This window comes from Pelagibacterium xiamenense (genome assembly GCF_021166475.1).
Classification (GTDB): Bacteria; Pseudomonadota; Alphaproteobacteria; order Rhizobiales; family Devosiaceae; genus Pelagibacterium; species Pelagibacterium xiamenense.
The window spans coordinates 1,022,315-1,044,794 of sequence record NZ_JAJOYS010000001.1 but is presented as its reverse complement, the minus strand read 5'-3'; the positions used below and the strand labels follow the sequence as shown (position 1 = coordinate 1,044,794).

Annotated in this window: 23 protein-coding genes and 1 riboswitch; of the genes, 9 read left to right on the top strand and 14 right to left on the bottom strand. The window is 63.6% G+C overall.

The window, feature by feature from the left end; translation table 11 throughout:
• Nucleotides 1-133 precede the first annotated feature (133 nt).
• The 7 genes from LSG43_RS05110 (at nt 134) to LSG43_RS05080 (ending at nt 5,286) form a co-directional block, all read left to right on the top strand.
• Nucleotides 134-1,027: an alpha/beta fold hydrolase gene (locus tag LSG43_RS05110; RefSeq protein ID WP_231801773.1), complete on the top strand. Its 894-nt coding sequence runs from the start codon at nt 134-136 to the stop codon at nt 1,025-1,027.
• Between the two features lie 131 nt (nt 1,028-1,158).
• Nucleotides 1,159-2,301 (top strand): site-specific DNA-methyltransferase, encoded by a 1,143-nt coding sequence (locus LSG43_RS05105; protein ID WP_304622643.1) that lies wholly within the window; start codon nt 1,159-1,161, stop codon nt 2,299-2,301.
• A gap of 289 nt (nt 2,302-2,590) precedes the next feature.
• Nucleotides 2,591-2,965 (top strand): AtpZ/AtpI family protein, encoded by a 375-nt coding sequence (locus tag LSG43_RS16585; RefSeq protein ID WP_231801771.1) that lies wholly within the window; start codon nt 2,591-2,593, stop codon nt 2,963-2,965.
• A gap of 31 nt (nt 2,966-2,996) precedes the next feature.
• A complete protein-coding gene (locus LSG43_RS05095) occupies nt 2,997-3,770 on the top strand; it encodes a F0F1 ATP synthase subunit A (RefSeq protein ID WP_231801769.1) in 774 nt (257 codons plus the stop codon).
• A gap of 49 nt (nt 3,771-3,819) precedes the next feature.
• Nucleotides 3,820-4,047: a F0F1 ATP synthase subunit C gene (locus LSG43_RS05090; protein WP_231801767.1), complete on the top strand. Its 228-nt coding sequence runs from the start codon at nt 3,820-3,822 to the stop codon at nt 4,045-4,047.
• Nucleotides 4,048-4,154: 107 nt separating this feature from the next.
• Complete coding sequence (locus LSG43_RS05085; RefSeq protein WP_231801765.1) at nt 4,155-4,799, top strand: F0F1 ATP synthase subunit B; 645 nt, start codon at nt 4,155-4,157, stop codon at nt 4,797-4,799.
• A gap of 4 nt (nt 4,800-4,803) precedes the next feature.
• Complete coding sequence (locus LSG43_RS05080; protein WP_231801763.1) at nt 4,804-5,286, top strand: F0F1 ATP synthase subunit B family protein; 483 nt, start codon at nt 4,804-4,806, stop codon at nt 5,284-5,286.
• A gap of 73 nt (nt 5,287-5,359) precedes the next feature.
• Here LSG43_RS05080 and LSG43_RS05075 read toward each other — a convergent pair whose 3' ends face one another.
• Nucleotides 5,360-6,409: a DUF2332 domain-containing protein gene (locus LSG43_RS05075; protein ID WP_231801762.1), complete on the bottom strand. Its 1,050-nt coding sequence runs from the start codon at nt 6,407-6,409 to the stop codon at nt 5,360-5,362.
• Between the two features lie 337 nt (nt 6,410-6,746).
• On the opposite strand from LSG43_RS05075, the gene LSG43_RS05070 reads away from it, so the two are divergent.
• Nucleotides 6,747-7,529 carry a class I SAM-dependent methyltransferase gene (locus tag LSG43_RS05070; protein WP_231801761.1) on the top strand — a complete coding sequence of 261 codons (783 nt, stop codon included), beginning with the start codon at nt 6,747-6,749 and terminating at the stop codon, nt 7,527-7,529.
• A gap of 16 nt (nt 7,530-7,545) precedes the next feature.
• Here LSG43_RS05070 and gcvPB read toward each other — a convergent pair whose 3' ends face one another.
• The 7 genes from gcvPB to LSG43_RS05035 all read right to left on the bottom strand — a co-directional run bounded on the left by gcvPB (nt 7,546) and on the right by LSG43_RS05035 (nt 14,290).
• Nucleotides 7,546-9,096, bottom strand: a complete 1,551-nt coding sequence (gcvPB, locus tag LSG43_RS05065; RefSeq protein ID WP_231801760.1) for an aminomethyl-transferring glycine dehydrogenase subunit GcvPB — start codon at nt 9,094-9,096, stop codon at nt 7,546-7,548.
• Entirely contained in the window at nt 9,093-10,436 is a 1,344-nt protein-coding gene (gene gcvPA / locus LSG43_RS05060; protein WP_231801759.1) for an aminomethyl-transferring glycine dehydrogenase subunit GcvPA, read from the bottom strand. The genes gcvPB and gcvPA overlap by 4 nt, the downstream gene beginning before the upstream one ends.
• 17 nt (nt 10,437-10,453) lie before the next feature.
• Nucleotides 10,454-10,819, bottom strand: a complete 366-nt coding sequence (gene gcvH, locus LSG43_RS05055; RefSeq protein WP_231801758.1) for a glycine cleavage system protein GcvH — start codon at nt 10,817-10,819, stop codon at nt 10,454-10,456.
• A 20-nt stretch (nt 10,820-10,839) separates the two neighbouring features.
• Nucleotides 10,840-11,985, bottom strand: a complete 1,146-nt coding sequence (gene gcvT / locus LSG43_RS05050) for a glycine cleavage system aminomethyltransferase GcvT (protein WP_231801757.1) — start codon at nt 11,983-11,985, stop codon at nt 10,840-10,842.
• 171 nt (nt 11,986-12,156) lie between these two features.
• Nucleotides 12,157-12,252: riboswitch (glycine riboswitch) on the bottom strand.
• Between the two features lie 77 nt (nt 12,253-12,329).
• On the bottom strand, nt 12,330-12,869 hold the full coding sequence (locus LSG43_RS05045) for a hypothetical protein (RefSeq protein WP_231801756.1): 540 nt from the start codon (nt 12,867-12,869) through the stop codon (nt 12,330-12,332).
• An 18-nt stretch (nt 12,870-12,887) separates the two neighbouring features.
• Nucleotides 12,888-13,382 (bottom strand): peroxiredoxin, encoded by a 495-nt coding sequence (locus LSG43_RS05040; protein WP_231801755.1) that lies wholly within the window; start codon nt 13,380-13,382, stop codon nt 12,888-12,890.
• Nucleotides 13,383-13,486: 104 nt separating this feature from the next.
• Nucleotides 13,487-14,290 carry a protein-disulfide reductase DsbD domain-containing protein gene (locus LSG43_RS05035; RefSeq protein ID WP_231801754.1) on the bottom strand — a complete coding sequence of 268 codons (804 nt, stop codon included), beginning with the start codon at nt 14,288-14,290 and terminating at the stop codon, nt 13,487-13,489.
• 136 nt (nt 14,291-14,426) lie between these two features.
• Between LSG43_RS05035 and LSG43_RS05030 the strand changes: the two genes are divergently transcribed.
• Nucleotides 14,427-15,014: a YqgE/AlgH family protein gene (locus tag LSG43_RS05030; RefSeq protein ID WP_231801752.1), complete on the top strand. Its 588-nt coding sequence runs from the start codon at nt 14,427-14,429 to the stop codon at nt 15,012-15,014.
• A 9-nt stretch (nt 15,015-15,023) separates the two neighbouring features.
• Here LSG43_RS05030 and LSG43_RS05025 read toward each other — a convergent pair whose 3' ends face one another.
• From LSG43_RS05025 to LSG43_RS05000, 6 genes are all read right to left on the bottom strand, one after another.
• The gene (locus tag LSG43_RS05025; protein WP_231801751.1) at nt 15,024-17,912 is read right to left on the bottom strand and encodes an EAL domain-containing protein; all 2,889 of its coding nucleotides are present in this window, start codon (nt 17,910-17,912) and stop codon (nt 15,024-15,026) included.
• 75 nt (nt 17,913-17,987) lie between these two features.
• Nucleotides 17,988-18,566: a GNAT family N-acetyltransferase gene (locus tag LSG43_RS05020; protein ID WP_231801750.1), complete on the bottom strand. Its 579-nt coding sequence runs from the start codon at nt 18,564-18,566 to the stop codon at nt 17,988-17,990.
• 31 nt (nt 18,567-18,597) lie between these two features.
• Nucleotides 18,598-19,857, bottom strand: a complete 1,260-nt coding sequence (locus tag LSG43_RS05015) for a M16 family metallopeptidase (RefSeq protein ID WP_231801749.1) — start codon at nt 19,855-19,857, stop codon at nt 18,598-18,600.
• 4 nt (nt 19,858-19,861) lie between these two features.
• A complete protein-coding gene (gene thrC / locus LSG43_RS05010; protein ID WP_231801748.1) occupies nt 19,862-21,262 on the bottom strand; it encodes a threonine synthase in 1,401 nt (466 codons plus the stop codon).
• 32 nt (nt 21,263-21,294) lie between these two features.
• The gene (locus tag LSG43_RS05005; RefSeq protein WP_231801747.1) at nt 21,295-22,086 is read right to left on the bottom strand and encodes an SURF1 family protein; all 792 of its coding nucleotides are present in this window, start codon (nt 22,084-22,086) and stop codon (nt 21,295-21,297) included.
• Nucleotides 22,086-22,463: a DUF983 domain-containing protein gene (locus tag LSG43_RS05000; protein ID WP_231801746.1), complete on the bottom strand. Its 378-nt coding sequence runs from the start codon at nt 22,461-22,463 to the stop codon at nt 22,086-22,088. The genes LSG43_RS05005 and LSG43_RS05000 overlap by 1 nt, the downstream gene beginning before the upstream one ends.
• Nucleotides 22,464-22,480: the final 17 nt, after the last annotated feature.

The following is a 22,480-nucleotide window of genomic DNA, read 5'->3' as shown; positions in this document are numbered from 1 at the left end:
TGTCCGCGCCTTTGGGGTCTCCCGTTCATTAACCGCCTCGTTCCCAATGTCGGATTGGCGGCACCGAACGCGTCCTAGAGGCTTGAGACGCGCACGCAGCGGGTCTCGGAACTGAACGCGACAGGAGACTCCAATGTTCAAATACACCACTCGCGTGCTCGCCATTGCCAGCCTCACGCTTGCGCCGCTCGCGCCAACGGCTGCTCAGGACCCCGGGACGATGCTCCCGCCCCCCAGCGAATCGGGCTATGCGCCGGTCAATGGTGTAGAGGTCTACTATTCCGTTTACGGGACCGGCGAACCGCTCGTTCTGCTTCATGGCGGGTTGATGACAACCGAAATGTTCGGGCCTGTGCTCACCGCGCTGGCCGAAGGCCGGCAGGTGATCGGGATCGAGCTGCAGGCCCACGGACATACGCTGCCGTTCGACCGGCCGATGAGCTGGGACGCGCTTGCGACCGACGTCGCCGAGGTAATCCGGTATCTCGGTCACGAAGACGCGGACGTGATGGGATATTCGCTCGGCGGCGGCGTCGCGTTGCGCACGGCGATCGATCACCCGGATGTCGTTGACCAGCTCGTCGTCGTCTCGGCCCCCTATGCCTTCTCGGGCTGGCACGACTTTAACCGCCAAGGCATGCGGGCCATGGGCCCCGAGCTCGCCGAGGGAATGGTCGGAACGCCGCTGCATCAGGCTTATGTTCAGGCGGCGCCCGATCCGGAGAACTTTCCGCGCCTGCTTGAACAGATGGGCGAATTTATCGGTGAGGACTACGATTGGTCCGCGGACATCGATGGCATCGAGGCGCCGACGCTCCTGGTCGTTGCCGACCATGACAGTGTCAGGATCTCGCACGCGACCGCGTTCTTCGAACTTCTGGGCGGCGGACAGGCCGATGGCGGCTGGGACGGAGCGGGGATGACCCCGAACCGGTTTGCCGTCATCCCGGATGCGACCCACTATACCATCGGCGCCGACCCCCGCCTTGGGGAAACGGTCATCAGGTTCCTGGACGCGAAAGAGTAGGTCCAAGGCCGCGCGGGCCGCAATTCGGGCCGGTTCGCGCGGCTAACGCCTTGTTAACCCTAAAGCTTAGCCCCGGCTTAACCCTAACGGGGTACAAACGGGATCGTTAGTTTTGCGTTAGGGTTACAGATATGTTGCGTACCGGTGCGGCGGCGCTCAAGCGCCCGCAGGACGGCCATTCAGGCCACGAGTCCCTTCCCCTCGATACCATCCTCGTCGGCGACTGTATCGCGCATATGGAGGCCCTGCCCGCCAATTCGGTCGACCTGATCTTTGCCGACCCGCCCTACAACCTGCAGCTCGAAGACGGACTGACGCGGCCCGACCAGAGCCGGGTCGATGCCGTCGACGACGATTGGGACAAGTTCGAGAGCTTTGCCGCCTACGACGCTTTCACCCGCGCGTGGCTCACGGCGGCGCGACGGATTTTGAAGCCCGATGGCGCGATCTGGGTGATCGGGTCGTATCACAACATCTTCCGGCTCGGGACGGCGCTGCAGGATCTGGGGTTCTGGATGCTCAACGACGTTGTATGGCGCAAGGCCAACCCGATGCCGAACTTCCGCGGCACCCGCTTTACCAACGCGCACGAGACGCTGATCTGGGCCTCGCGGGACAAAAAGAGCCGGCCTGTCTTTAACTACGAAGCGCTCAAGCTCGCCAATGACGATACGCAGATGCGCTCGGACTGGCTGTTTCCCATTTGCACGGGTGCCGAGCGTCTCAAGGACGCCAATGACGAGAAAGTGCACCCCACGCAGAAGCCGGAAGCGCTGCTCTATCGCATCATGCTTGCGACAACGAAGCCCGGTCACGTGGTGCTCGACCCGTTCTTCGGCACGGGGACCACGGGCGCGGTTGCCAAGAAGCTGGGGCGGCATTTCATCGGCATCGAACGCGAAAATGCCTACATCAACGCAGCTTTGAAGCGCATTGCGGCCATAAAACCGCACGAAAAGGCTGCTATCGCCACCATAACGCCAAAACGCGCCGCGCCGCGCGTCGCTTTCGGAGCACTCGTCGAACAAGGACTTGTGACCCCGGGTACGCAACTGTTCGACGCAAAAATGCGTTATAGTGCTACGGTACGCGTGGATGGCTCGCTTGTCAGTGGCGCCCATAGTGGTTCGATCCACAGGGTTGGCGCTCTGGTGCAAGGGTTCGATGCCTGCAACGGCTGGACGTTCTGGCACTACGAACAGGACGGCGCGCTGCGGCCGATCGATGAGTTAAGGGCCCAGGTGCGGGCGACGATGGATAAGCTTTCTGCCTGATTTCGACCTCCAATCAGTCAGGCATTGTGGCCCCCGGCGACAAACCGGGGGCACTTTTTTGTCCAGCGCCCCGGCGCGAGAATCCACCGCCCGCCATCGTGCAACCACAATTTGGCGCCTTGACGCAATGCCGCACCCCGTCGCATTGCCCGTAACTTGTTGATTTTCCTTATTTTTTAAGCCGCCACATCGCCTTGACTTCCCCCCGAGCCAACACTATGGTGCGCGCGACTTTTCGAGGCACCCTCTTGCCGGGTGTCCGGTGGGGTGGAGTGGGCAGGTAAGTCGCGTGACCAATTCCGAAGATACCCCCAACGGACATAAGCCAAAAGCGGGCGCGCGGCCTTCGGACACTTCCGAACTGGCTGCACGCATCGCCAAGGCGCAGGCCGCCAGACGCGCTCAGACCGAAGCGCAGAACGGCAGCCGGCAGGACGACATGACGGGGCTGGCCCGCGGCTTGCGGATCGGCGCCGAATTTGTCGCGGCCATTCTGGTGGGTTCGGGTATCGGTTACCTGATCGACCAGTTTGCGGGGACGACGCCTTGGGCATTGCTCATCATGTTCATGGTGGGCTTTGCTGCTGGTGTTTTGAACGTCACTCGTGTAGTGGCGGAACTGAATGCAAAGAACGCGGCCGGGAAACCGGACGCAGAAGACTAGACCCGGTAGGCGAGATAGGGGCAAGAAGACCTTGGCGAACGATCCGATTCACCAGTTTGTCATCCAGGACATCTTCACCTTCGGGACAATCGGCGGCGATGGCCACGAAGGATCGGGCATTTCGCTCGCCTTCACCAATTCCGCGCTCTTTATGGTGCTGACCACCGGCATCGTTGCGGCCTATCTCATCCTTTCGACCCGTGGCCGTGGGCTTGTGCCGACCCGTTGGCAATTGACCAGCGAGCTGATGTACGAATTCGTCGCCAATATGGTGCGAAGTAGCGCAGGCACCGAGGGGATGCGGTTTTTCCCGTTCGTCTTCTCGATCTTCATCTTCATTTTCGTCGGTAACATGCTGGGCATGATACCGTACTTCTTCACCATCACGAGCCACATCATCGTCACCTTCGCAATGGCGATGACAGTCATGACCGTGGTGGTCGCTTACGGCTTCATCCGGAACGGACCGAAATTCCTCAAGCTTTTCGTCCCCGCCGGCGTGCCCAGCTATCTCCTCATTCTCGTGACGCCGATCGAGATCATTTCCTTCCTCTCGCGTCCGATCTCCCTTTCGGTGCGACTGTTCGGCAATATGCTGGCGGGTCACATCACGCTCAAAGTGTTCACGGGCTTCGTTGTTACGATGGGGTCGCTGGGCTTTTTGGGCATTCTGGGCGCCGCGCTCCCGCTTCTGATGGGCGTCGCGCTCACGGCCCTCGAATTCATGGTGGCCGCGGTTCAGGCTTACGTTTTCGCTGTCCTGACCTCCATGTACCTCAACGATGCGATCCATCCGTCGCATTGATCCCCAAAAACGAAAAACCAACGTTCCAAGGCTTTGAAAGGATCTAAAAATGGAAGCTGAAGCCGCAAAGTTCATCGGTGCCGGTCTGGCTTGTTTCGGTATGGCCGGTGCTGCCATCGGTGTGGCCAACATCTTCGGCAACTTCCTCTCGGGTGCCCTTCGCAACCCGTCGGCTGCGCCTTCGCAGTCCGGTAACCTCATCTTCGGCTTCGCCGTGACCGAAGCTCTGGGCATCTTCTCGTTCCTCGTTGCCCTTTTGCTGCTGTTCGCGGTCTAAGATCCCTTAGGCGAGCAGACTAACGGTTTCGGCAGCCGGGGCTGTTCCCTGGCTGCCGGTTCTTATCCGGACCCGATCCGGACATACGCACCGGCGAGTGAAACGACATGGCACGCATTCTCATTGCCCAGGCCGACGGCTCGGAGGCGGAACTCCACGTTCCTGCCGAGGACCAGATCCAGTTCGACGAGGTCGGCGGCGATCATTCCCAGCCCGAGGGACATGTGATCGAGGGGACCGAGGCGCATGGCGGTGGGCATACGGATGTCTTCCCGCCTTTCGACGCGTCGACCTTTCCCTCGCAGATTCTCTGGCTCGCGATCAGCTTTGCCGCGCTCTACTTCATCATGAGCCGGATCGCCCTGCCCCGGATCGGCGAAATCCTCGAAGTGCGGCGCGACCGTATCGAGGGGGATCTGGCGGAAGCCGACAGGCTGCGTCAGAAGACCGACCAGGCGATCGCGTCCTATGAAGAGGCGCTTTCGGATGCGCGGTCCAAGGCGCACGAAATTGCCGAAAAGACCCGTTCGGAAATCAAGGCCGATCTCGACGCCAAGCGTGCGAAGGTCGAGGCCGATCTCTCCAAGAAGATGTCGGCGGCCGAGGCGCGTATCGCCGAGACCAAGACCGAGGCGCTCGGGCATGTCGATGCGATTGCCGCCGAAACAGCGCAGGCGCTTGTTGGCCAACTGGTTGGCAAGGTGCCGGTCAAGGCCGCCCGCGACGCTGTCGCCAAAGTGACCAAGGAGTAGTTCGATGGAATTGGATGCCACCTTCTGGGCCTTCATCGCGCTCATCCTGTTCTTTGCCGTCATCATCTACCTCAAGGTGCCCGGCATGATCGCCGGGCACCTCGACAGCCGCATCAAGAAGATCGAGGAGGACCTCGATGAAGCCAAACGGCTTCGCGAGGATGCGCAGGCGCTGCTCGCCGAGTACGAGCGCAAGCGGAAGGCTGCCGAGACCGAGGCCGACGAAATCGTCGCCGCCGCGCGTGAAGACGCCGAACGGATGACCACGGAAGCCCAGGAAGCCCTCGAAGATCTGGTTGCCCGCCGCACCAAGGCGGTGGAAGACAAGATCGCCCAGGCTGAAGCGCAGGCACTCGCGGAAGTGCGCGCACGCTCGGCGGACGTCGCGGTCGAGGCCGCACGCGTCCTGCTTGTCGATCAGGTCAAGGAGCAGGGCAGCGAACTCGTCGACGAATCGATCCGGGAAGTCGGGGCGAAGCTCAACTGAGACACCGGCAAAGCATTGACGTTAAAGCGGGCCCTTAGGGGCCCGTTTTTGTTTGCGGTTCTTCGAACAGACGCTATGCCCAGTCGACCCAACGGCCGTGATAGTCGGCGAGGCCGAGGGTTTCCTTTTCGCCGCCGGGCCAGACCGTCTGCTTGAGGACGGCGCCGCCAGGGTGATCCTCGGCCTCCATATACATCCAGACGAGTGGGGTTTCGCCGGTGGCTTGCGCGCCGGCAGCCGCGAAGGCCTTGGTGATGTGCATGCGGGTGTCGAGTGGCAGGTATTGCCAGACAATGGTGTGGAAGAAGACCCGGACGACGCCGGGTTCTGCGGGCTCGGCCAGTATGCGGTCGACCCAGTCGGCAGCGTCGGCCTTCTCCACGCGCAGCGACGATTTGGCGGCGGCTTCGAGCGCGGCGGAAATCCGTCCGATCCGCTCGTGCTGGTCGGCCCAGATGTAGGCAAGCAAGTGCTCGACGGCTTCGGGATCGCCGGCGTCGAGAGGATTGCGGTCGCAACCGGCGCGGCTTTTGATTTCGAGCCTGGTCTCGAGATCAGGGGCGTCGCCGCGCCATTCGCTCTCGATATGCACGACCGCGTCGGACGAGCCCCATTCGCGCCTTTCGCCGAGGACATAATGGAAGCTGTCGAAAGCCAGATTGATACCCGCGCTGGCGCCGATCTCGTAGACGGCCAGGGGCATCTCGAACCGCTCGGCGACCTTGAGCATCATGCCCAGGATGGCCGAGGAGCGCATGACCTCGTTGGTCTGCGGGGGGCTGTCGAGGAAGTCGTGCAGCACTTCGTCGTGCCGAAAGATGGCCGCCGCTATGGCTTCCCAAAGCACATCGGGCCTGGTTTCGAGGGGCGGATAAAGCGCGGCGAGTTCGCGCGCCTTGCCCGAACGCACGAGGCTGTGGAGCGCGCCGACGGCGCGAAGCGCCAGCGCATCGTCCTTGGCCGATTCGGGCCAGTCGATGATCCGCGCGCCAAAGCGCGAGGATGCGTCGAGATGCTTGGCGAGAAGCTCGCAAAGTTGCGCGGTGAAGGGGGAGCCCAGACTTCGGCAGGCCTCTGCCTGGAACCGGAAGTTCTCAAGCACATGGGGGGTCATGTTCGACATATTTGCCCTCCGACTTAATGCCGGGGGAGTTTAGGGTTCCTGTCGTTTTGATCAACGACTAGTTTTCGTTCCGGACCCGAATGGGGACTTGCGCGTACCGGGACGAAACGCTAGAGATCTGCCCATGTTGATTTCACGGCCTGCATACATCCGCATCCGCACCCTCTAGGGGCGGTATCCGTTCTTCCCGGTGCCCGTTCGCGCCGCGCCTAGCGCGGTCGTGGGTTGTTTCGCCATGGAAGCGGCGCGTGGCTGTCTGTTGCAGGTCCACGTCTTTCCGAAATCGATACCGTCTCTGCCGACGCAACGATTTTCTTGCGTTCATACGAGACATTTCATGACCACCAATACACCCCGGCGCACAAGGCGCTCCCAAAGCTGGGAGGGCGTCGCCGACTGGTACGCCGGCTGGGCCGGCCCCAAGGGGAGCCGGTACCACCGCACCCTCGCTGTACCCCTGTTGCTCGATCTTCTACAGCCTGGCGCCGGAGAGGCGCTGATCGACCTGGGCTGCGGCCCGGGCGTTCTCGCCCCGCCCGTCGCGGCAACGGGCATGGCCTATACCGGGCTCGACCTCTCGCCGAGCCTCATCTCCATCGCGCGGCGGCACAACGGGCGCGCCGGACGATTCGTCGTGGGCGACGCCACCCGCGCTGCCGCCGTGCCCGGCTTGCGGCAGGGTACTTTCGATGCGGCGAGTTTCCTGCTTTCCATTCAGGACATCGACCCGCTCACGGAAGCGCTGGCTTCGGCGGCGCGGCTGGTGCACGGCTCCGGGCGCGTCGTCATCGTGATGCTGCATCCGTGCTTCCGTGTGCCGCGGCAGAGCGGTTGGGGTTGGGACGAGGGCCGGAAACTTCGATACCGGAGGGTCGACAGCTATCTGTCCGATCTTGAGGTGCCCATGCAGCCTCACCATTCGGGCAAGGGCGTGACGCGGAGCTATCACAGGCCGCTCGGCGCCTATATCGCCGCGCTTTCAAGTCACGGCTTCGCCGTTACCGCGTTGCGGGAGGTGCGGGACATTGAAAAGTCCGGCGCGCCGCCTGCAGAGCGGCGCGCTGCGGGGGAAATCCCGATGCTCCTGGGACTGCGGGCGGACCGGCTGCGGTCGGGTTGACCGCAGCCTGAAGCCGCTATTGTGCCGCCGCGCGCGGCGCGTCGGACGGGGTCCATTTGAGCCTTGGCTGGCGCGCCGCGCGGGTTTCGTCGAGCCGACGCAGCGGGGCGCGAACCGGGGCGGCGGTAAATCGCTCGGAATTGCCGGACTTCGCGTCCTCAGCGAGGTCGCGCATGGTTGCGATGAAGGCGTCGAGCGTCTGGAGCGATTCGGATTCGGTGGGCTCGATCAGCATCGCGCCGTGCACGACGAGTGGGAAATACATCGTCATCGGATGCACGCCCTCGTCGATCATCGCCTTGGCGAAATCCAGGGTGGAAACGCCGGTGCCCTTGAGGAACGTATCGTCGAAAAGCACCTCGTGCATCACGGGCCGGTGGTTGTAGGGCGCCGAGAAGAGGTCCGCGAGCCGGGCCTTGATGTAGTTGGCGTTCAATACCGCGTCGCGCGCGGCCTGCGCCAGCCCGTCGGCACCGTGGCTGAGCATGTAGGTGAGCGCGCGCACGAACATGCCCATCTGGCCATGGAATGCGGTGAGGCGGCCGAAGTGCTGCCCTTCGGTGTGCTCGACGAGTTCAAGGGCGTCGCCGTCGCGCCGCACGAAGGGCACGGGCGCGAACGGTGCCAGAGCCGCCGAGAGCACAACCGGGCCGGCTCCCGGACCACCGCCACCGTGGGGGGTGGAGAAGGTTTTGTGGAGGTTGATGTGCATCGCATCGATGCCGAGATCGCCCGGCCGGACGACGCCCATGATGGCGTTGAAGTTGGCGCCGTCGCAGTAGAAATAGGCGCCCGCGTCGTGAACCGCTTGCGCGATCTCGATCACCTGGGGCTCGAACAGGCCGCAGGTGTTGGGGTTGGTGAGCATGATCGCCGCGACGTCGTCGGAGAGCGCGGCCTTGACCGCATCGACATCGACGGTGCCGTGTTCATTGGCGTCGATGGATTTGACCGTGTAGCCAAGGAAGGCGGCGGTTGCGGGGTTGGTACCGTGCGCGCTTTCGGGGACGAGCACGATCTTGCGGTGCCCCTGCCCGTTTGCCTCGTGTGCGGCCTTGATGGCCATCATGCCGCACAACTCGCCGTGAGCGCCGGCCTTGGGGGACATGGCGACCGCGGTCGTGTTGGTCAGTTCCATCAGCCAGTGGCTGAGCTCTTCGATGACGCCGAGTGCCCCCTGAACCGTCGAGACGGGTTGGAGCGGGTGGACGTCGGCGAAGCCGGGCAGCCGTGCGGTCTTCTCGTTGAGGCGCGGGTTGTGCTTCATGGTGCACGAACCGAGCGGATACATGCCCGAGTCGATGGCGTAATTCTGGCGCGAGAGGCGCACATAGTGGCGCATCGCCTCGGGTTCGGTGAGCCCGGGCAGGTCGAGTGCCGTCTTGCGGCGGAGGCCGCCGAGCCGGTCGTTGCCCACCTCGATATCGGGCAGGTCGACGCCGGAATGGTCGCGGTCGCCGATTTCGAAGAGCAGCGGTTCTGCCGGCAGCAGAGCGGCGGCCCCGGTAGCGGGCGCGCCGGCGTCAGCGACGGGGGCCGAAGGGCGGCCCTGTGCGTTCATGCTCATGCCAGTTCTCCCTTGAGCGCCGCTGCAAGTGCAGCGATGTCTTCGTCGGTGGTCAATTCGGTGGCCGCGAGGACGACGAGACCTTCGACCTCCGGCCGCCCCGGCTCGAGCCTCGATACCGGGACGCCGCAGAGAATGCCTTTCGCGGCAAGCGCCTCGACAAGGGGGGCGGCGGGTTTGGGGAGCCGGATGGTCATTTCGTTGAAGAAGGTCTTGTTGAGCACCTCGACGCCCGGCACGGCCGCCAGCGCATCGGCGAGCGCGATGGCGCGGGCGTGATTGAGGCGCGCGAGGCGCGAGAGTCCCACTTCGCCCAGAAGCGACAGATGGATCGAAAATGCCAGCGCGCAGAGCCCGGAATTGGTGCAGATATTGGACGTCGCCTTTTCGCGCCGGATGTGCTGCTCGCGGGTCGAGAGCGTGAGGACGAAGCCGCGCTTGCCGTCCGCGTCGACCGTTTCACCGCAAAGCCGCCCGGGCATTTGGCGTACGAATTTTTCGCGGCAGGCCATGAGCCCGACATAGGGGCCGCCGAAGGTCAGGGGATTGCCGATGGACTGGCCCTCTGCCACGACGATATCGGCGCCCAGCGCGCCGGGGGCTTCGAGAAGCCCGAGCGAAACGATTTCGGTAACGACCACGATCAGCAGCGCGCCTTTTTCGTGCGCGGCGTCCGCGAGCGCGGAGACATTACGCAGGTGGCCGTAGAAATCGGGGGTCTGGATGACGATGGCGGCGGTGTCGTCGTCGATGTGATCGACAATGTCGCCCTGCCCTTCCGGTGAGGCGGGCAGGCACTCGAGGCCCTCTTCTCCGGACAGATAGGTGACGACCGTGTCACGGTATTGCGGGTGGAGACCGCCCGAAAGGACGACCTTGTTCTTTTTCGTGACCCGCCGGGCCATCAGGACCGCTTCGGCGGTCGCGGTCGAGCCGTCATACATTGAGGCGTTGGCGATATCCATGCCCATCAAATGCGCGACCTGGGTCTGGAACTCGAAGAGCATCTGCAAGGTGCCCTGCGAAATCTCAGGCTGGTAGGGCGTATAGGCCGTGAGCCATTCCGAGCGCTGGATCAGATGGTCCACCGTCGCGGGAACATGGTGCCGATACGCCCCCGCCCCGACGAAAAACGGCCCATCGGCGCCGGCGTGGTTCTTTTTCGCCAGCGCGCGCATATGGGCCTCGACGGCGAATTCGGGCTGATGATCGGGCAGATCGGGCGCGAAGGTGCCGAGCACCGATTTGGGGACGGCGGCGAAGAGATCGTCGATCCCGCCCGCGCCGATGGCGGCAAGCATGTCGGCCCTGTCGGCCGCGGAATGGGGCAGATAGCGCAATTTACAGCCTTTTCGTTTTAGGCGGTGTGATCGGCATAGGCGGCCTCGTCCATGAGACCTTCGAGTTCGGCTTCGTCGGACAGCTCGATCTTGAAGATCCAGCCGCCATTGGACGGATCGGAGTTGATAAGACCGGGTTCGTCGCCCAGCGCCTGGTTGACCTCGGTGACCGTGCCGGAGACCGGCGCATAGATCTCGGACGCGGCCTTGACGGATTCGACCACAGCGGCCTCGTCGCCCTTCTTAAAACTGGTGCCGACGGTCGGCAGCTCGACGAAGACGATGTCACCGAGTTGTTCCTGGGCGTAGTTGGAAATGCCGATAATGCCTGTCTTGCCTTCGACGCGGACGTATTCGTGGTCTTCAGTGTAGCGCGTGGTCATGGTGAGGTTCCCTCGGGTTGTTATGGTTTGCGCACGTAACGGTGCGGGACGAACGGCATTTTGACGACGGTGCCGGCGATCGGCTTGCCGCGCACAAGTGCGGTGACGGGGGAGCCGATTTCGGCGGCGTCGGCGGGGACGTAGCCCATGGCGATGGGGGCCTGGACGGTGGGACCGAAGGTGCCTGAGGTCACTTCGCCTATGACGTTGCCGTGCTTGTCGACGAGTTCGGCGCCTTCGCGCACGGGCTGACGGCCGTCGAACCTGATGCCGACGCGCTTGTCGTCCGCGCCGTAGGCGATTTTCTTGAGAATGCGCTCGTCGCCGAAAAAGCCGCCCTTGGTGCGGCGGTTCCTGCCGATGGCGAAAAGGAGGCTTGCCGAGACGGGATCGGTGAATTCGTTCATGTCATGGCCATAGAGGCAGAGCCCGGCTTCGAGCCGCAGGCTGTCGCGGGCGCCGAGGCCGGCGGGTTTGACGCGCTCGTCGGCAATGAGAAGATCGAACAGCGCCTCGGCGTCGGTGTGCTCGATCGAAAGCTCAAAGCCGTCCTCGCCGGTATAGCCCGAGCGCGAGACCATCGCTTCGATACCGCCAACGGTCGCGGGTGCTGCCTGCATGAACGCGAGGCTTTCGACGATATCGGTATGCCGGCCGAGCACTTCGGCAGCCTTGGGGCCCTGGATCGCGATGAGCGCGAGGTCGGGCCGCATCTCGAAGCGTGCCTCGCCTTCGAACGTTTCCTGCATGTAGCGCAAATCGTGGTGCTTGCGGGCGGCGTTGACCACCAAATACATCACGCCGTCCTCGGCCTGGCCCTCGACCGGGCGGGCGATGATCAGGTCGTCCTCGATCCCGCCCTTGGCGTTGAGCAGCACGGTGTAGCGCATTTCGCCGGGCGCGAGCGAGGCGATATCGGCGGGGGTGATGGTTTCGAGCGCCTTCACCGCCGCGGCGTGGTCGTGCGCGGTGAGGACGATCTGGCCCATATGGGAGACGTCGAAAAGCGACGCCGAAGACCGGGTGTGGTTATGCTCGGCGACGATACCGCCGGGGTATTGGACGGGTAGCATATAGCCGCCGAATTCGACCATGCGGCCGCCGGCGGCGACGTGACGGTCATAGAGCGGTGTCTTGTTGGCTTCGCCCGTAAGCGCTTCGGCCATGCCGATCTCCCTGGTTGCAACGCGAGAAACACCGTGCCGACACGAAGTCGTATCCTGCGCGGTGCCCCCTCTGTCGGTCAACCTGAGAGATTTCCCGGAACGGCTTGCTTAAAACGTTCCGGCTACGCCCTTCGGTGGGAAGCGATGCCGCTTCCGCTTTCCAGAGTTCTATTTCGGGCAGCGGTCCCTTGTGCCTGAGAGTTTCCGGGGCGGTTGCTCCTTCGGCGTCCCGGTCCTTCGAACCGGGAACTCTCCCGCTGCTTGTGGCCGACCTTTAAGGAAAGGCGGCCACGAGTCAATCTCTCCGGCGCGGATTGGGCCGCGCCGGAGAGTGTTTTGCAGGCCTAGTTGTCGAAGCCGACCCAGAAAACGATGTCCTCGCCGCCGACATAGGGCACCGCGACATTCTCGACCGTATAGGAGAACTCGTTGGCCGCGTTGGTCGCGACGGTAACGGGGATGCTGTAAAGCTCGGAGAAGGTGGCCATGCCGTCACGCTCGACGACGAAACGCAGGGGCACATTGACCGCAGACTGGTTGAATGCGGGCCCCGGGATAACGCGACCCACGGCGCCCATGGTTACGGTGATCTGCCCGTTCGAGACCACGCAGTTGCGCGATATCCGGTCGAGCACGGCCTGATAGCGCACTGCGTTGCCCGACGTCACGCGGTACGAGCCCGCGCCGTCGCGCACCCGGATTTCAGGGCATTCGGTGGCGATGGCCGGCATGGCGCCCGCGACAGCCGAATCGATCTGGCTCTGGCTCGGGGTGACACCGGCAAGGGCGGGATCGCCGCCGCCGAACATCGAACCCATCGAGCATCCGGCAAGTGCCAGCGCGAGAACCGGGGTCAGAATGCGCGGGATCAGGGACAACGTCATGGCCGGTGCTCCTTTGTCTTACAGGGCTTTGAGCGCGTCGAGCATAGCAGGGGCACCGGACTCGACAACCTCCCCCGGCGCAGATTCAGTGTTCACCGTGTGAACGACGCCATCGACGATGATCAGCGCGTGGCGCCCGAACCGGGTACCCAGCCCACCGGCAGTGAGATCGCGATCGAGCCCGGTCGCCTTGGCGAACTCGGCCAGCCCGTCGGCGATGAAGTCGATCCTGCCCAGGGATTCGGTGGCTTCGGCCCAGGCCCTGACGACGTGGTGATCGTTGGCCGTCGCGCAGACGATCTTGTCGACGCCGGCGGCCTTGAAGTCTTCCGCCGTGAGCAGATAGCCGGGCAGATGGTTGGCATGGCAGGTGGGGGTGAAGGCGCCCGGGACGGTGAACATCACAACCGTGCCGGTCCCAAGGATATCCGTGGTGCTCGCATCAGCGACCCCAGCCTCGGTAACGTGTTTGACAGAAATAGCGGGAATGGGCTGGCCGGGTGCAATCGCCATGCTTTGGTCCTTTAGTATTGTGGTCCGGGCCGGGCATAGCGCCCTGCCGGCTCTTTCTTATTGCAGTTGTTCTGCGCCGTCGAGCGCCGGGAGGGGAAATCCGATCAGGGCGTGCCGATCTGGCGGGTGAGTTCGTAAGGGCCGTCCGGGGTCATGAATGTCAGCGTGACGCTCTTGCCGGCCAGTTCGGGTGCGCCGCCGTTGGCAAAGACGGGAAACAGCAGGTGAGCGCCGTCGCCGCTTGGCTCGCCGGGCCCTAGCAGCGTCAACTCGCCCCGGATGTCGGCGATCGTCGTCTCGTGGGGAAAGTCCGGGGCGGCCAGCGCAACGGCAAGGCGGCGCGTTTGTGGATCGAAATGGGCCTCGCCGAACGGCTCGAGCTCTCCCGGGTACGGCAACGGCGCCTCGGCAAGTGCCTGACGGATACGCAGGGCATGCCCGGCATCAGCCCGGCGAAACGAAAGCTGGTGGGAAAAGCCCGCAACGACCGGAACGCAGACGTCCGAGCACACCCCGAGCGTCATCTCGATCTCGAGAAACGGCGTATCGCTTGTGGCTTGAAGCCGGACGGGCAGGACGACATGGCCGTAATAAACGTGGTCGAGATAGCCCTTGTCGGTTTCGCGAACGGGGAATGGCCAGACGATGTCGAACCCGTCGATGCCGTCCGAGCCGCCGACATCCAGCTGGAGGGGAATGCCGGTTTCCCCGGGGACGCGCCAATAGGTCTTCGTATTGGACGGCATGTCGATTTCGATGGCAGCCCATGTGCTGCCGTCAGGTTCGCGGGTGTCCGAAAAGACGAGCCGTAATCTGGCGTTTTCGTCGACCTGCTGCCAGGCGGTCTCGCCTGCATGGGCGCCGCTGGCCACCGCAAAAAGCAGAAGAATGACGGTCGGTATTTTCATGGCGGATTTGATAGCTTGGCGGCAGTGATTTCGCCAAGGGCGAAACGATCAGGGGTTCGTGATCGTTAGACACTTTGTGTTTATGCCTCGTTAGCTGTAGAATCGAGACTGCGGCGGGCAGAAAGAGATTGGCAGGATGGACACGCTCAAAGGTCAGTTTCTCATTGCAACGCCCGACATGGCCGACGAACGGTTTGCCGGGACCCTGATATACGTCGTCGCGCACGGGGAGGACGGCGCCATGGGCCTGGTGATCAACCAGGCCCTGCCCGATATGCACTTTTCCGACATTCTCGACGAGATCGACCTGGGCACCGACGGGGAGGAAATCCGCGTCTCGGATGCCTTGCTCGACAAGGACGTCCTGCGCGGAGGGCCGGTGGATTCGAGCCGCGGCTTCGTGTTGCATACGGCGGATTATTTCCGCGATGGCAATTCCTATATCGTCGACGACAATGTGTGCCTGACCGCCACCCTCGACGTTCTGCGCGCGATCGCGCAAGGGCACGGGCCCGAGCAGAGCCTTCTGGCGCTGGGCTATTGCGGCTGGGGTGCGGGGCAGCTCGAATCCGAACTCAAGCAGAATGGCTGGCTGACGGCGGAATTTTCCGACGAGCTCCTCTTCACCGTCCCTCTTAACAAACGTTACGACGCCGCGCTCAAGAAGATCGGTGTAACGCGGGCGACGCTTAGCCCCCAGCCGGGCAGCAGCCTGCCCAACTAGCCCGCCGGTCTAGCCTTTGCCGTTGAGCTTGCGCCGCAATTCGTCCGCGGGCATGGGAGCGCCGTAAATATAACCCTGCGCGTACCGGCAGTTCAGCGATTTGAGGCGCTCCGCCTCTTCGGCCGTTTCCACGCCTTCGGCGATCAATCCGATATCGAGATCGCGCGCCAGCGCCACCACCGAGGAAATGATCGGCACCTGGGTGTGCGACATGCTGGCGTCGTCGTGGATCTGCACGAAGGCGGAGGGCAGCTTGAGCGTGTCGAAGGGGAAGCGGTGCAGATAGGCCAGGGACGAATAGCCGGTGCCGAAATCGTCGAGCGCCAGGCCAAGGCCCAATTCCTTGAAAGCCTTGAGCATATAAACCGCGTGCTCGGGATTGCTCATGATCTGGCTTTCGGTCACCTCGAGCTTCATGTGCCTGGCAACGCCGCGATATTCGCGCATGAGCCCGCGAATGTCCGCGAGCAGGCTTTCGCTGGTCAGTTGGCCTGCCGAGAGATTGACCGAAACGAAGAAACGCTCGCCAAGACCCGGTTCGTTCATCCAGGTCCGGGTCTGCTCGGCGGCCTGCTCGAAGGCGAGACGGCCGAGCTTCTCGATCTGACCGGTGCGTTCGGCAAGCGGGATGAACGCGCTGGGGCTCACCGGTCCGCGCTCGGGATGATTCCAGCGCATCAGCGCCTCGGCGCCGACGACCGCCTCGTTATGCATGTCGACGATGGGTTGGTAAAGGAGCTGCAGGTCGCCATTGTCGAGCGCCTGTTCGAGATCGTCCTCCATCGCCTGCGCATAAACCGCTATCGAGCGCGTGGCCGCGCGGAACGCCTCTATGCGGTCACCCCCATGACGCTTGGCGTAGTGCATGGCGAGTTCGGCGTCACGCAGGACGTCTTCGGCGGAAACGGGGCGGTTGTCGTAGATCGTGATGCCGATCGATGCGGTAAGGGACAGGTCGCGGTCGCCGAAATTGAAGGGCGTGCGGAGTGCCTTGCGCAGCTGTTCGGCGACCTCGGCGATCTGGCTGGCGGATTGCTCCGACAAGAGGATGACGGCGAACTGGTCGCCGCTGACGCGGGCAAGCGTGTCGAGCGGACGCAGAAGGCGCGACAGCCGGCGCGAAATGCCAAGGACGACGGAATCGGCTGCCATATGGCCAATGCGTTCGTCGATATCGGTGAACTTGTCGATGTCGATGAGAAAGACTGCGGGCTTCACCTCGTCGAACTCACGCGAGCGCATGAGGGCGCGTTCGAGGCGGTCGAGGAGCAGCTGCCGGTTGGGCAGCCCGGTGAGGCTGTCGTGGACGGCGTCGTGCAGAAGCCGTTCGCGCGCCGCCCGCTCGTCGGTGACGTCGTGGAGCGTGCCGACGATGCGGATCACCTGGCTGTCGCTGCCAAGGACCGGTTTTACCCGCATCTTGAACGTCCGGTAATTGCCGTCGAAACCGGCGACGCGGATGTCGGAATTGACCTTGCCGCGTTTGAGCTCGACCAGGGTATCGAGCGCGGTGCGGAAGCGGTCGCGGTCCTCGGGATGAATGCGGTCGAGCCAACGCTTGATCGCACCGCGCAGCGCCCCCTTGCGCTCGCCCAGGCGCGTTGCGAGCTCGTCGGAGACGTTGACCCTGTCGCGGTCGATATTCCAGTCGAAGACGAAATCGCCGGAGCCGGTGAGCGCGAGCGCGCGGCGTTCGACTTCCGATAGCGCGCCGATCGACACCTGGCCGTCGGAAAAGGCGTGCTGGATCGCCGTAAAGCCCAGGAGCATGACGATGAGTACCAGCCCGCCGGCAACGGCCGATTGCGCAACGTCGTTGGAGACCTGGCCGGTGACAACCATCCAGGCATAGGCGAGCCAGGCAAGGTAGATGACCCAGGTCGGCACGAGCAGGATCGCACGGTCGTAGCCGCGGATGGATAGAAGCGCGATGAGAAACAGGCCTAAAAGCCCGATAAGCGCCAGCGAGGTGCGGGCAATGCCGGCGGCGATGACCGGGTCTATGAAGGCGTAGCCCAGCAACGCCAGGAAGATGGCCGAAAGGCCGAGCGCAAGATGGGTGAACCGGATGTGCCACCGGTGCAGGTTGAGATAGATGAACAAGAACGCGAACAGCGTGATTGCAAGCCCTGCCTCAGCGGCGGCGCGCCAGGTCTGGACGGCCTGGTTTCCGGTGCCGAGCAGCTGTCCGAGAATGCCGAAGTCGACGAGGAGGTAGGCGAGCACGGCCCAGGCAAGCGCTGCGGTGGCCGGGAATACGCCCCTGCCCTTGACGACGAACATGATGGTGAGGAACACGGCGGCAAGCGAGGAAATGCCCAGCACCGTGCCCCGGAACAGCGTGAAGGAGTTGACGTAGTCGCGATAGGCGTCCGGCTCCCAGAGGTAAAGCTCGGGCAGGTCGTCGCCCGCGAGTTCCGCAACGAGCGTTACCGTGGCGCCGGGGTCGAGCACGATTTCGAAGACATCGGCCTCGCGGTCCGGCACGCGTGCCGGGCGCAGCCCCTGGGACGGGGTGAGCGCATTGACCCGCGCGCCGCCGAGATCGGGCAGGAAGACCCCCGACCCGGGCAGGCGGAAGAAGGGCGCAACAAGCAGGCGTTCGATCTGCGCGTCGCCCTCGTTGCGCAGAGCGAAGGCCGCGAAGTTGGGATCGGCTTCAGGGTCGACGGCGACGACTTCAATGCGTCGGATAATCCCATCGTCACCCGGCGCCGTGCTCAATTGCACGCGCCCGTCCTCGCCTTCGAGAATATCGACGCCAGCGGCAAGGTTCAGCGCGTTGATTCCCTCGGGCACCGCGATGACCTCGAACGCAGCCGCCTGGCTCACCATTCCAGCCAGCGTCACGACCATGACGGCAATCGTGATCAGCAGGCGGGAAAGGGTTGTGCGCATTAAACTCATAAATCCTGAAATTTACTCTTTGGTAACGGCGTTTCGCCCGGCTTGGCAACCGCGGGCGAAGCGTTCTTAACCGGCAAGAGCGTCGTAATGCTCTCGCGTGAGCGCAAACAGCATATGATCACGCCAGGCGCCGTTTATCTGCAAGTAATGCTCGGCTATGCCGATTTCCTTAAATCCGTTCGCTTTGAGAACCCGCCGCGAGGCATCGTTGTCCGGCAGGCAGGCCGCTTCGATGCGGTGGAGGGCCAAGGTGTCGAACACAAAAGGCAAGATCAGGGCAACCGAGCGCGTCATAATGCCTTTTCCCGCGTAATCGGCACCCATCCAATAGCCGAGCGTCACATTCTGGGCGGCGCGGCGGCGGACGTTGGACAGCGTCAGGCCGCCAACGAGGGTCAGACGCTTGCCAATGTGGGTGAAGATGAAGAATGCGTACTCGGTCCCCAACATCGCATCGCGCCGATTGCGGCGGACGCGGGCTGCAAAATTGCGCGCGGACAGCTCGGCGTCGGACCAGCGCGGCTCGTAGGGTGTGAGGAATTTGCGACTCTTTACGCGCAGCGCGCGCCATTCGATATGGTCGGACTGATGGGGGCAGCGCAGAAGCAGGCCATCGCCTTCGATAACGGGCGTTGGCTGGCGCATGACGGCAAAACCGAACACCCGCCGGCCGCCGCTATTTGAAGTTCGAAGCGATAGCTGCATAGTCGGGCATCTTGTGGACCGGCCCGATGCTCGCAACCGAGGGGTTGGCCGCCGAGAGGATCTGCCCGGCCACGTGCTTGACGCGCTCCGCGTCGATCCGGTTGATGCGGTCGACCGTTTCCTGCAGCGGGATCGGGCGGCCCCACAATATCTGCTGGCGCGCGAGCTGGCCGGCGCGGGAGGACGGGCTTTCGAGCGACATCAGGAGCCCCGCCCGGATTTGCGCACGCACGCGCATCACTTCTTCCTCGGTGATGTCCAACGCGGCCTTTTGCAACTCTTCGAGCAGCACGGGCATCAGGTCGCCGACCTCGTCGCCGCCGGTCGACGCGGCAAGGCCGAAGACGCCGCTATCGGCGAAGGCCCAATGAAAGGCATAGACCGAATAGCACAGGCCGCGGCGCTCGCGGACCTCCTGGAACAGCCGCGAGCTCATGCCGCCGCCGAGGATGGTTGCAAGGACCTGCGCGGCATAAAAGCCGTCGGTGTTGTAAGCGCGGCCTTCGAGCCCGAGCACGATATGGGCCTGCTCGTGATCGGAATCCTCGCGCTTGTCGCCGCCTTTGTAGCTCGCGCGGTCGGGCTCGGGCGCACCGGTGGGTTTGAGGTTGTGGAAGCGGTCGCTGACGATGTCGACGAGTTGGTCGTGGTTCACATTGCCGGCGGCCGAGACCACCATATGATCGCCGACGTAGTGGCTGTCCATATAGGCCCGCACCGAACCCGTATCGAAGCTGCGCACCGTATCGGCGGTACCCAGAATCGTGCGGCCGATCGGCTGTTCGGGGTAAGCGGCGCTTTGGAAAAGGTCGAAGACGTGGTCGTCGGGATCGTCCTGGGAGGCGCCGATTTCCTGGACGATGACGTGCTGTTCGCGCGCAAGTTCCTTCTCGTCGAAAACCGAATTCTGCAAGATGTCCGAGAGGATGTCGGCGGCAAGGGGCACGTCGTCCTTGAGGATACGCGCGAAATAGCCCGTGTGCTCGATCGACGTCGCCGCGTTGATATCCCCGCCCACAGACTCGATGGCCTCCGCGATCTCCCGGGCCGAGCGTTTCTTGGTGCCCTTGAAGGCCATGTGCTCGAGAAGATGCGAAATGCCGTGCTGGTCGTGCCTCTCGCTGCGCGACCCGGACTTCACCCAGACGCCCATCGCGGCGCTTTCCAGGTGCGGCATGGTGTCGGTGATCACAGTCATGCCGTTGTCGAGGGTCGTGCTTGCTACTGTCAAAATTCTAGTCCTCCCAGGCGCGTGTCTTTGCGCGAATGAAATCTTCCACGGCGGATGCGTCGTTGGCCAGCACCGTAAAGCGCTCCTCGCGATTATTTAGGTCGCCAAGGCGTGAGGGCAAGGCCGGATGGACGCCGGTGGCCGCCTCGACGGCTTCCGGGAACTTGGCCGGGTGCGCCGTGGACAGCGTGATGATGGGCGTGTGACCGAAATTGAACCCGCGCCCGACCGCGACGCCGACCGCCGTGTGCGGGTCGATCAGATATGACGAATGCGCGTAAACGTCGCGAATGATGTTGGACGTCGCGGTCTCGTCGGCCATGCCGGCGCCGAAGTCGCTGCGGATGGTCTCCAGCGCGACGCCGGGGATGGCGAAACCGCCGGACTGCTTGAGCCCGGAAAAGAGCGCGGCGGTCTTTTCGCCGTCCCTGTCGAGCGCTTCGAACAGCAGCCGCTCGAAATTGGACGAGACCTCGATATCCATCGACGGGCTGGCCGTGGGGATAACGCCACGCTTGTCGTAGCGGCCGACCTTGATGGCGCGGCGCAGGATGTCGTTGGAATTGGTCGCAACGATCAGCTTTTCGATCGGCAGGCCCATTTTCTTCGCGCAATAGCCGGCGAAAATGTCGCCGAAATTGCCCGTCGGCACGCAGAAAGTGACCGGGCGGTGCGGGGCACCCAGCGCAATGGCCGACGTAAAGTAGTAGACGATCTGGGCGACGATGCGGCCCCAGTTGATGGAATTGACGCCCGAAAGCTTGGCTGCGTCCGTGAAGGCGTGGTCGGCGAAGAGGTCTTTGACGATGGCCTGGCAATCGTCGAACGTGCCTTCGAGGGCAATGTTATGAACGTTGGCATCCGACACGGTCGTCATCTGCCGGCGCTGGACGGCGGAGGTCCTGCCCTTGGGGTGAAGAATGAAGATGTCGGTATTCGCGCGGCCCTTGAAGGCCTCTATGGCGGCCGAACCCGTGTCGCCCGAGGTCGCGCCGATAATCGTCGCGCGCTGGCCGCGTTCGCCGAGGATATAGTCCATCACGCGGGCGAGGAACTGCATCGCCACGTCCTTGAACGCGAGCGTCGGGCCGTGCCAGAGCTCGAGCACGAAATGGCCGGGCTCGAGTTCGACGAGCGGGGTGATCGAGGGATGGTTGAAGCTCTGATAGGCTTCCTTGACCATCGTCTTGAGGATCTGGGCGGGGATTTCGTCGCCGACAAAGCGCGAAATCACCGCGAGCGCGACGTCCTCATAATGCCGGTTGGCGAAATTGTGCATCTCCTCGGCGGTGAATTGCGGCCAGCTTTCGGGGACATAAAGACCGCCGTCGCGGGCGAGGCCGGCCAGAACAGCGTCACAAAACCCCAAGGCCGGCGCCTGACCGCGCGTGCTGACATACCGCATGAAAGAGGAACCCTTATTGTTTTCGGCGCACCCTAATTGCCATTGTCCCGTTCGGCAAGATTTCCCGGGTGGCGCTGGCGCCAGATCCAGTAGCCGAGCATGACGAGGGTAACGAGCGCGAAGCCGAACCAGGTGCCGGCGTATTCGAGGTGCCGGTTTGGGAACACAATCTGCGTTTCCCCGCCCTGCGGCAGGCTACCGGGCGCGCCCGCGACCTGATCGAGTGTCACCGGCGCTGCTGGTCCCATCCCCTCGGGCAGGAACAGGTCAAGCCGCTCGGGATCACGCACCCATTCGCGACGTTTCGCGACCTCGGGGCCCGGCGTGAAGGGGTTGGCCTGCTGGGGACGCCTGGCAATCCCCTGAATGGTGATTTCGCCCTCGGTGGCGAGCCCGCCGTTCGCGAATGCGGCGGCCTGGCTTTCGGGCACGAACCCGCGATTGACCCACAGGACGCCGCCGTCGCGGGTCTCGAGCGGCGCCATGACCCAGTAGCCCGGCCCGGAGAACTGACCGTTTGCATCGGTGAGGTTATCGAAGACAAGAACCGTGAGATCGTGCCTGAACGTGCCCGAGGCGCCGAAAGGACGATAGTCGAGGGCTTCAGGGTCGAGCGAGGACCACGTGTCGGCGGGCGGAAAAGCGGCCGGCGTCTCGTTGAAACGCGCCTCGACGCGCGCGATGAGCGCTTCTTTTTCCGCGAGGCGCTGAACCTGCCAGGTGCCCAGCGTCACGAACAGGGCCATCAGAAGCACCATGAAGACGACGAACGTCCACTGGCCCAGCGAGCCGAACCTGCGAGCCGGCGCGGTAGAGGCGGCCATCAGCCTTCCATATCCCCCGGTCCGCCGCCGGGGCGGGCGCCGGCTTTATACTGCAGGTTGATCATCACGCCCTTGAAGGGGCGCAAGAGCGCGATCGAAAGCGCGATGGTCGTTAGCGACCACAGAGCGATGTGCACTATGAACGGGAAGCCGAACAACGCGTCGGTGATGAGCCAGAGGAGGACCACGATGGTCCCCACGGGGAACATGATGAGGACGGCCGGGCCGTCGCCGCTGTCGGCGAACGAATAATCGAGCCCGCAGCTATCGCATTTGTCGGCGACGCCGAGGAAGCCGGAGAACAGGCGCCCCTCACCGCATCTGGGGCAGCGCCCCGCGAGACCGGTTGCGATGGGGGAAAGCTGCGTATCGCTCATTGAGGTGCGCCGGGAGC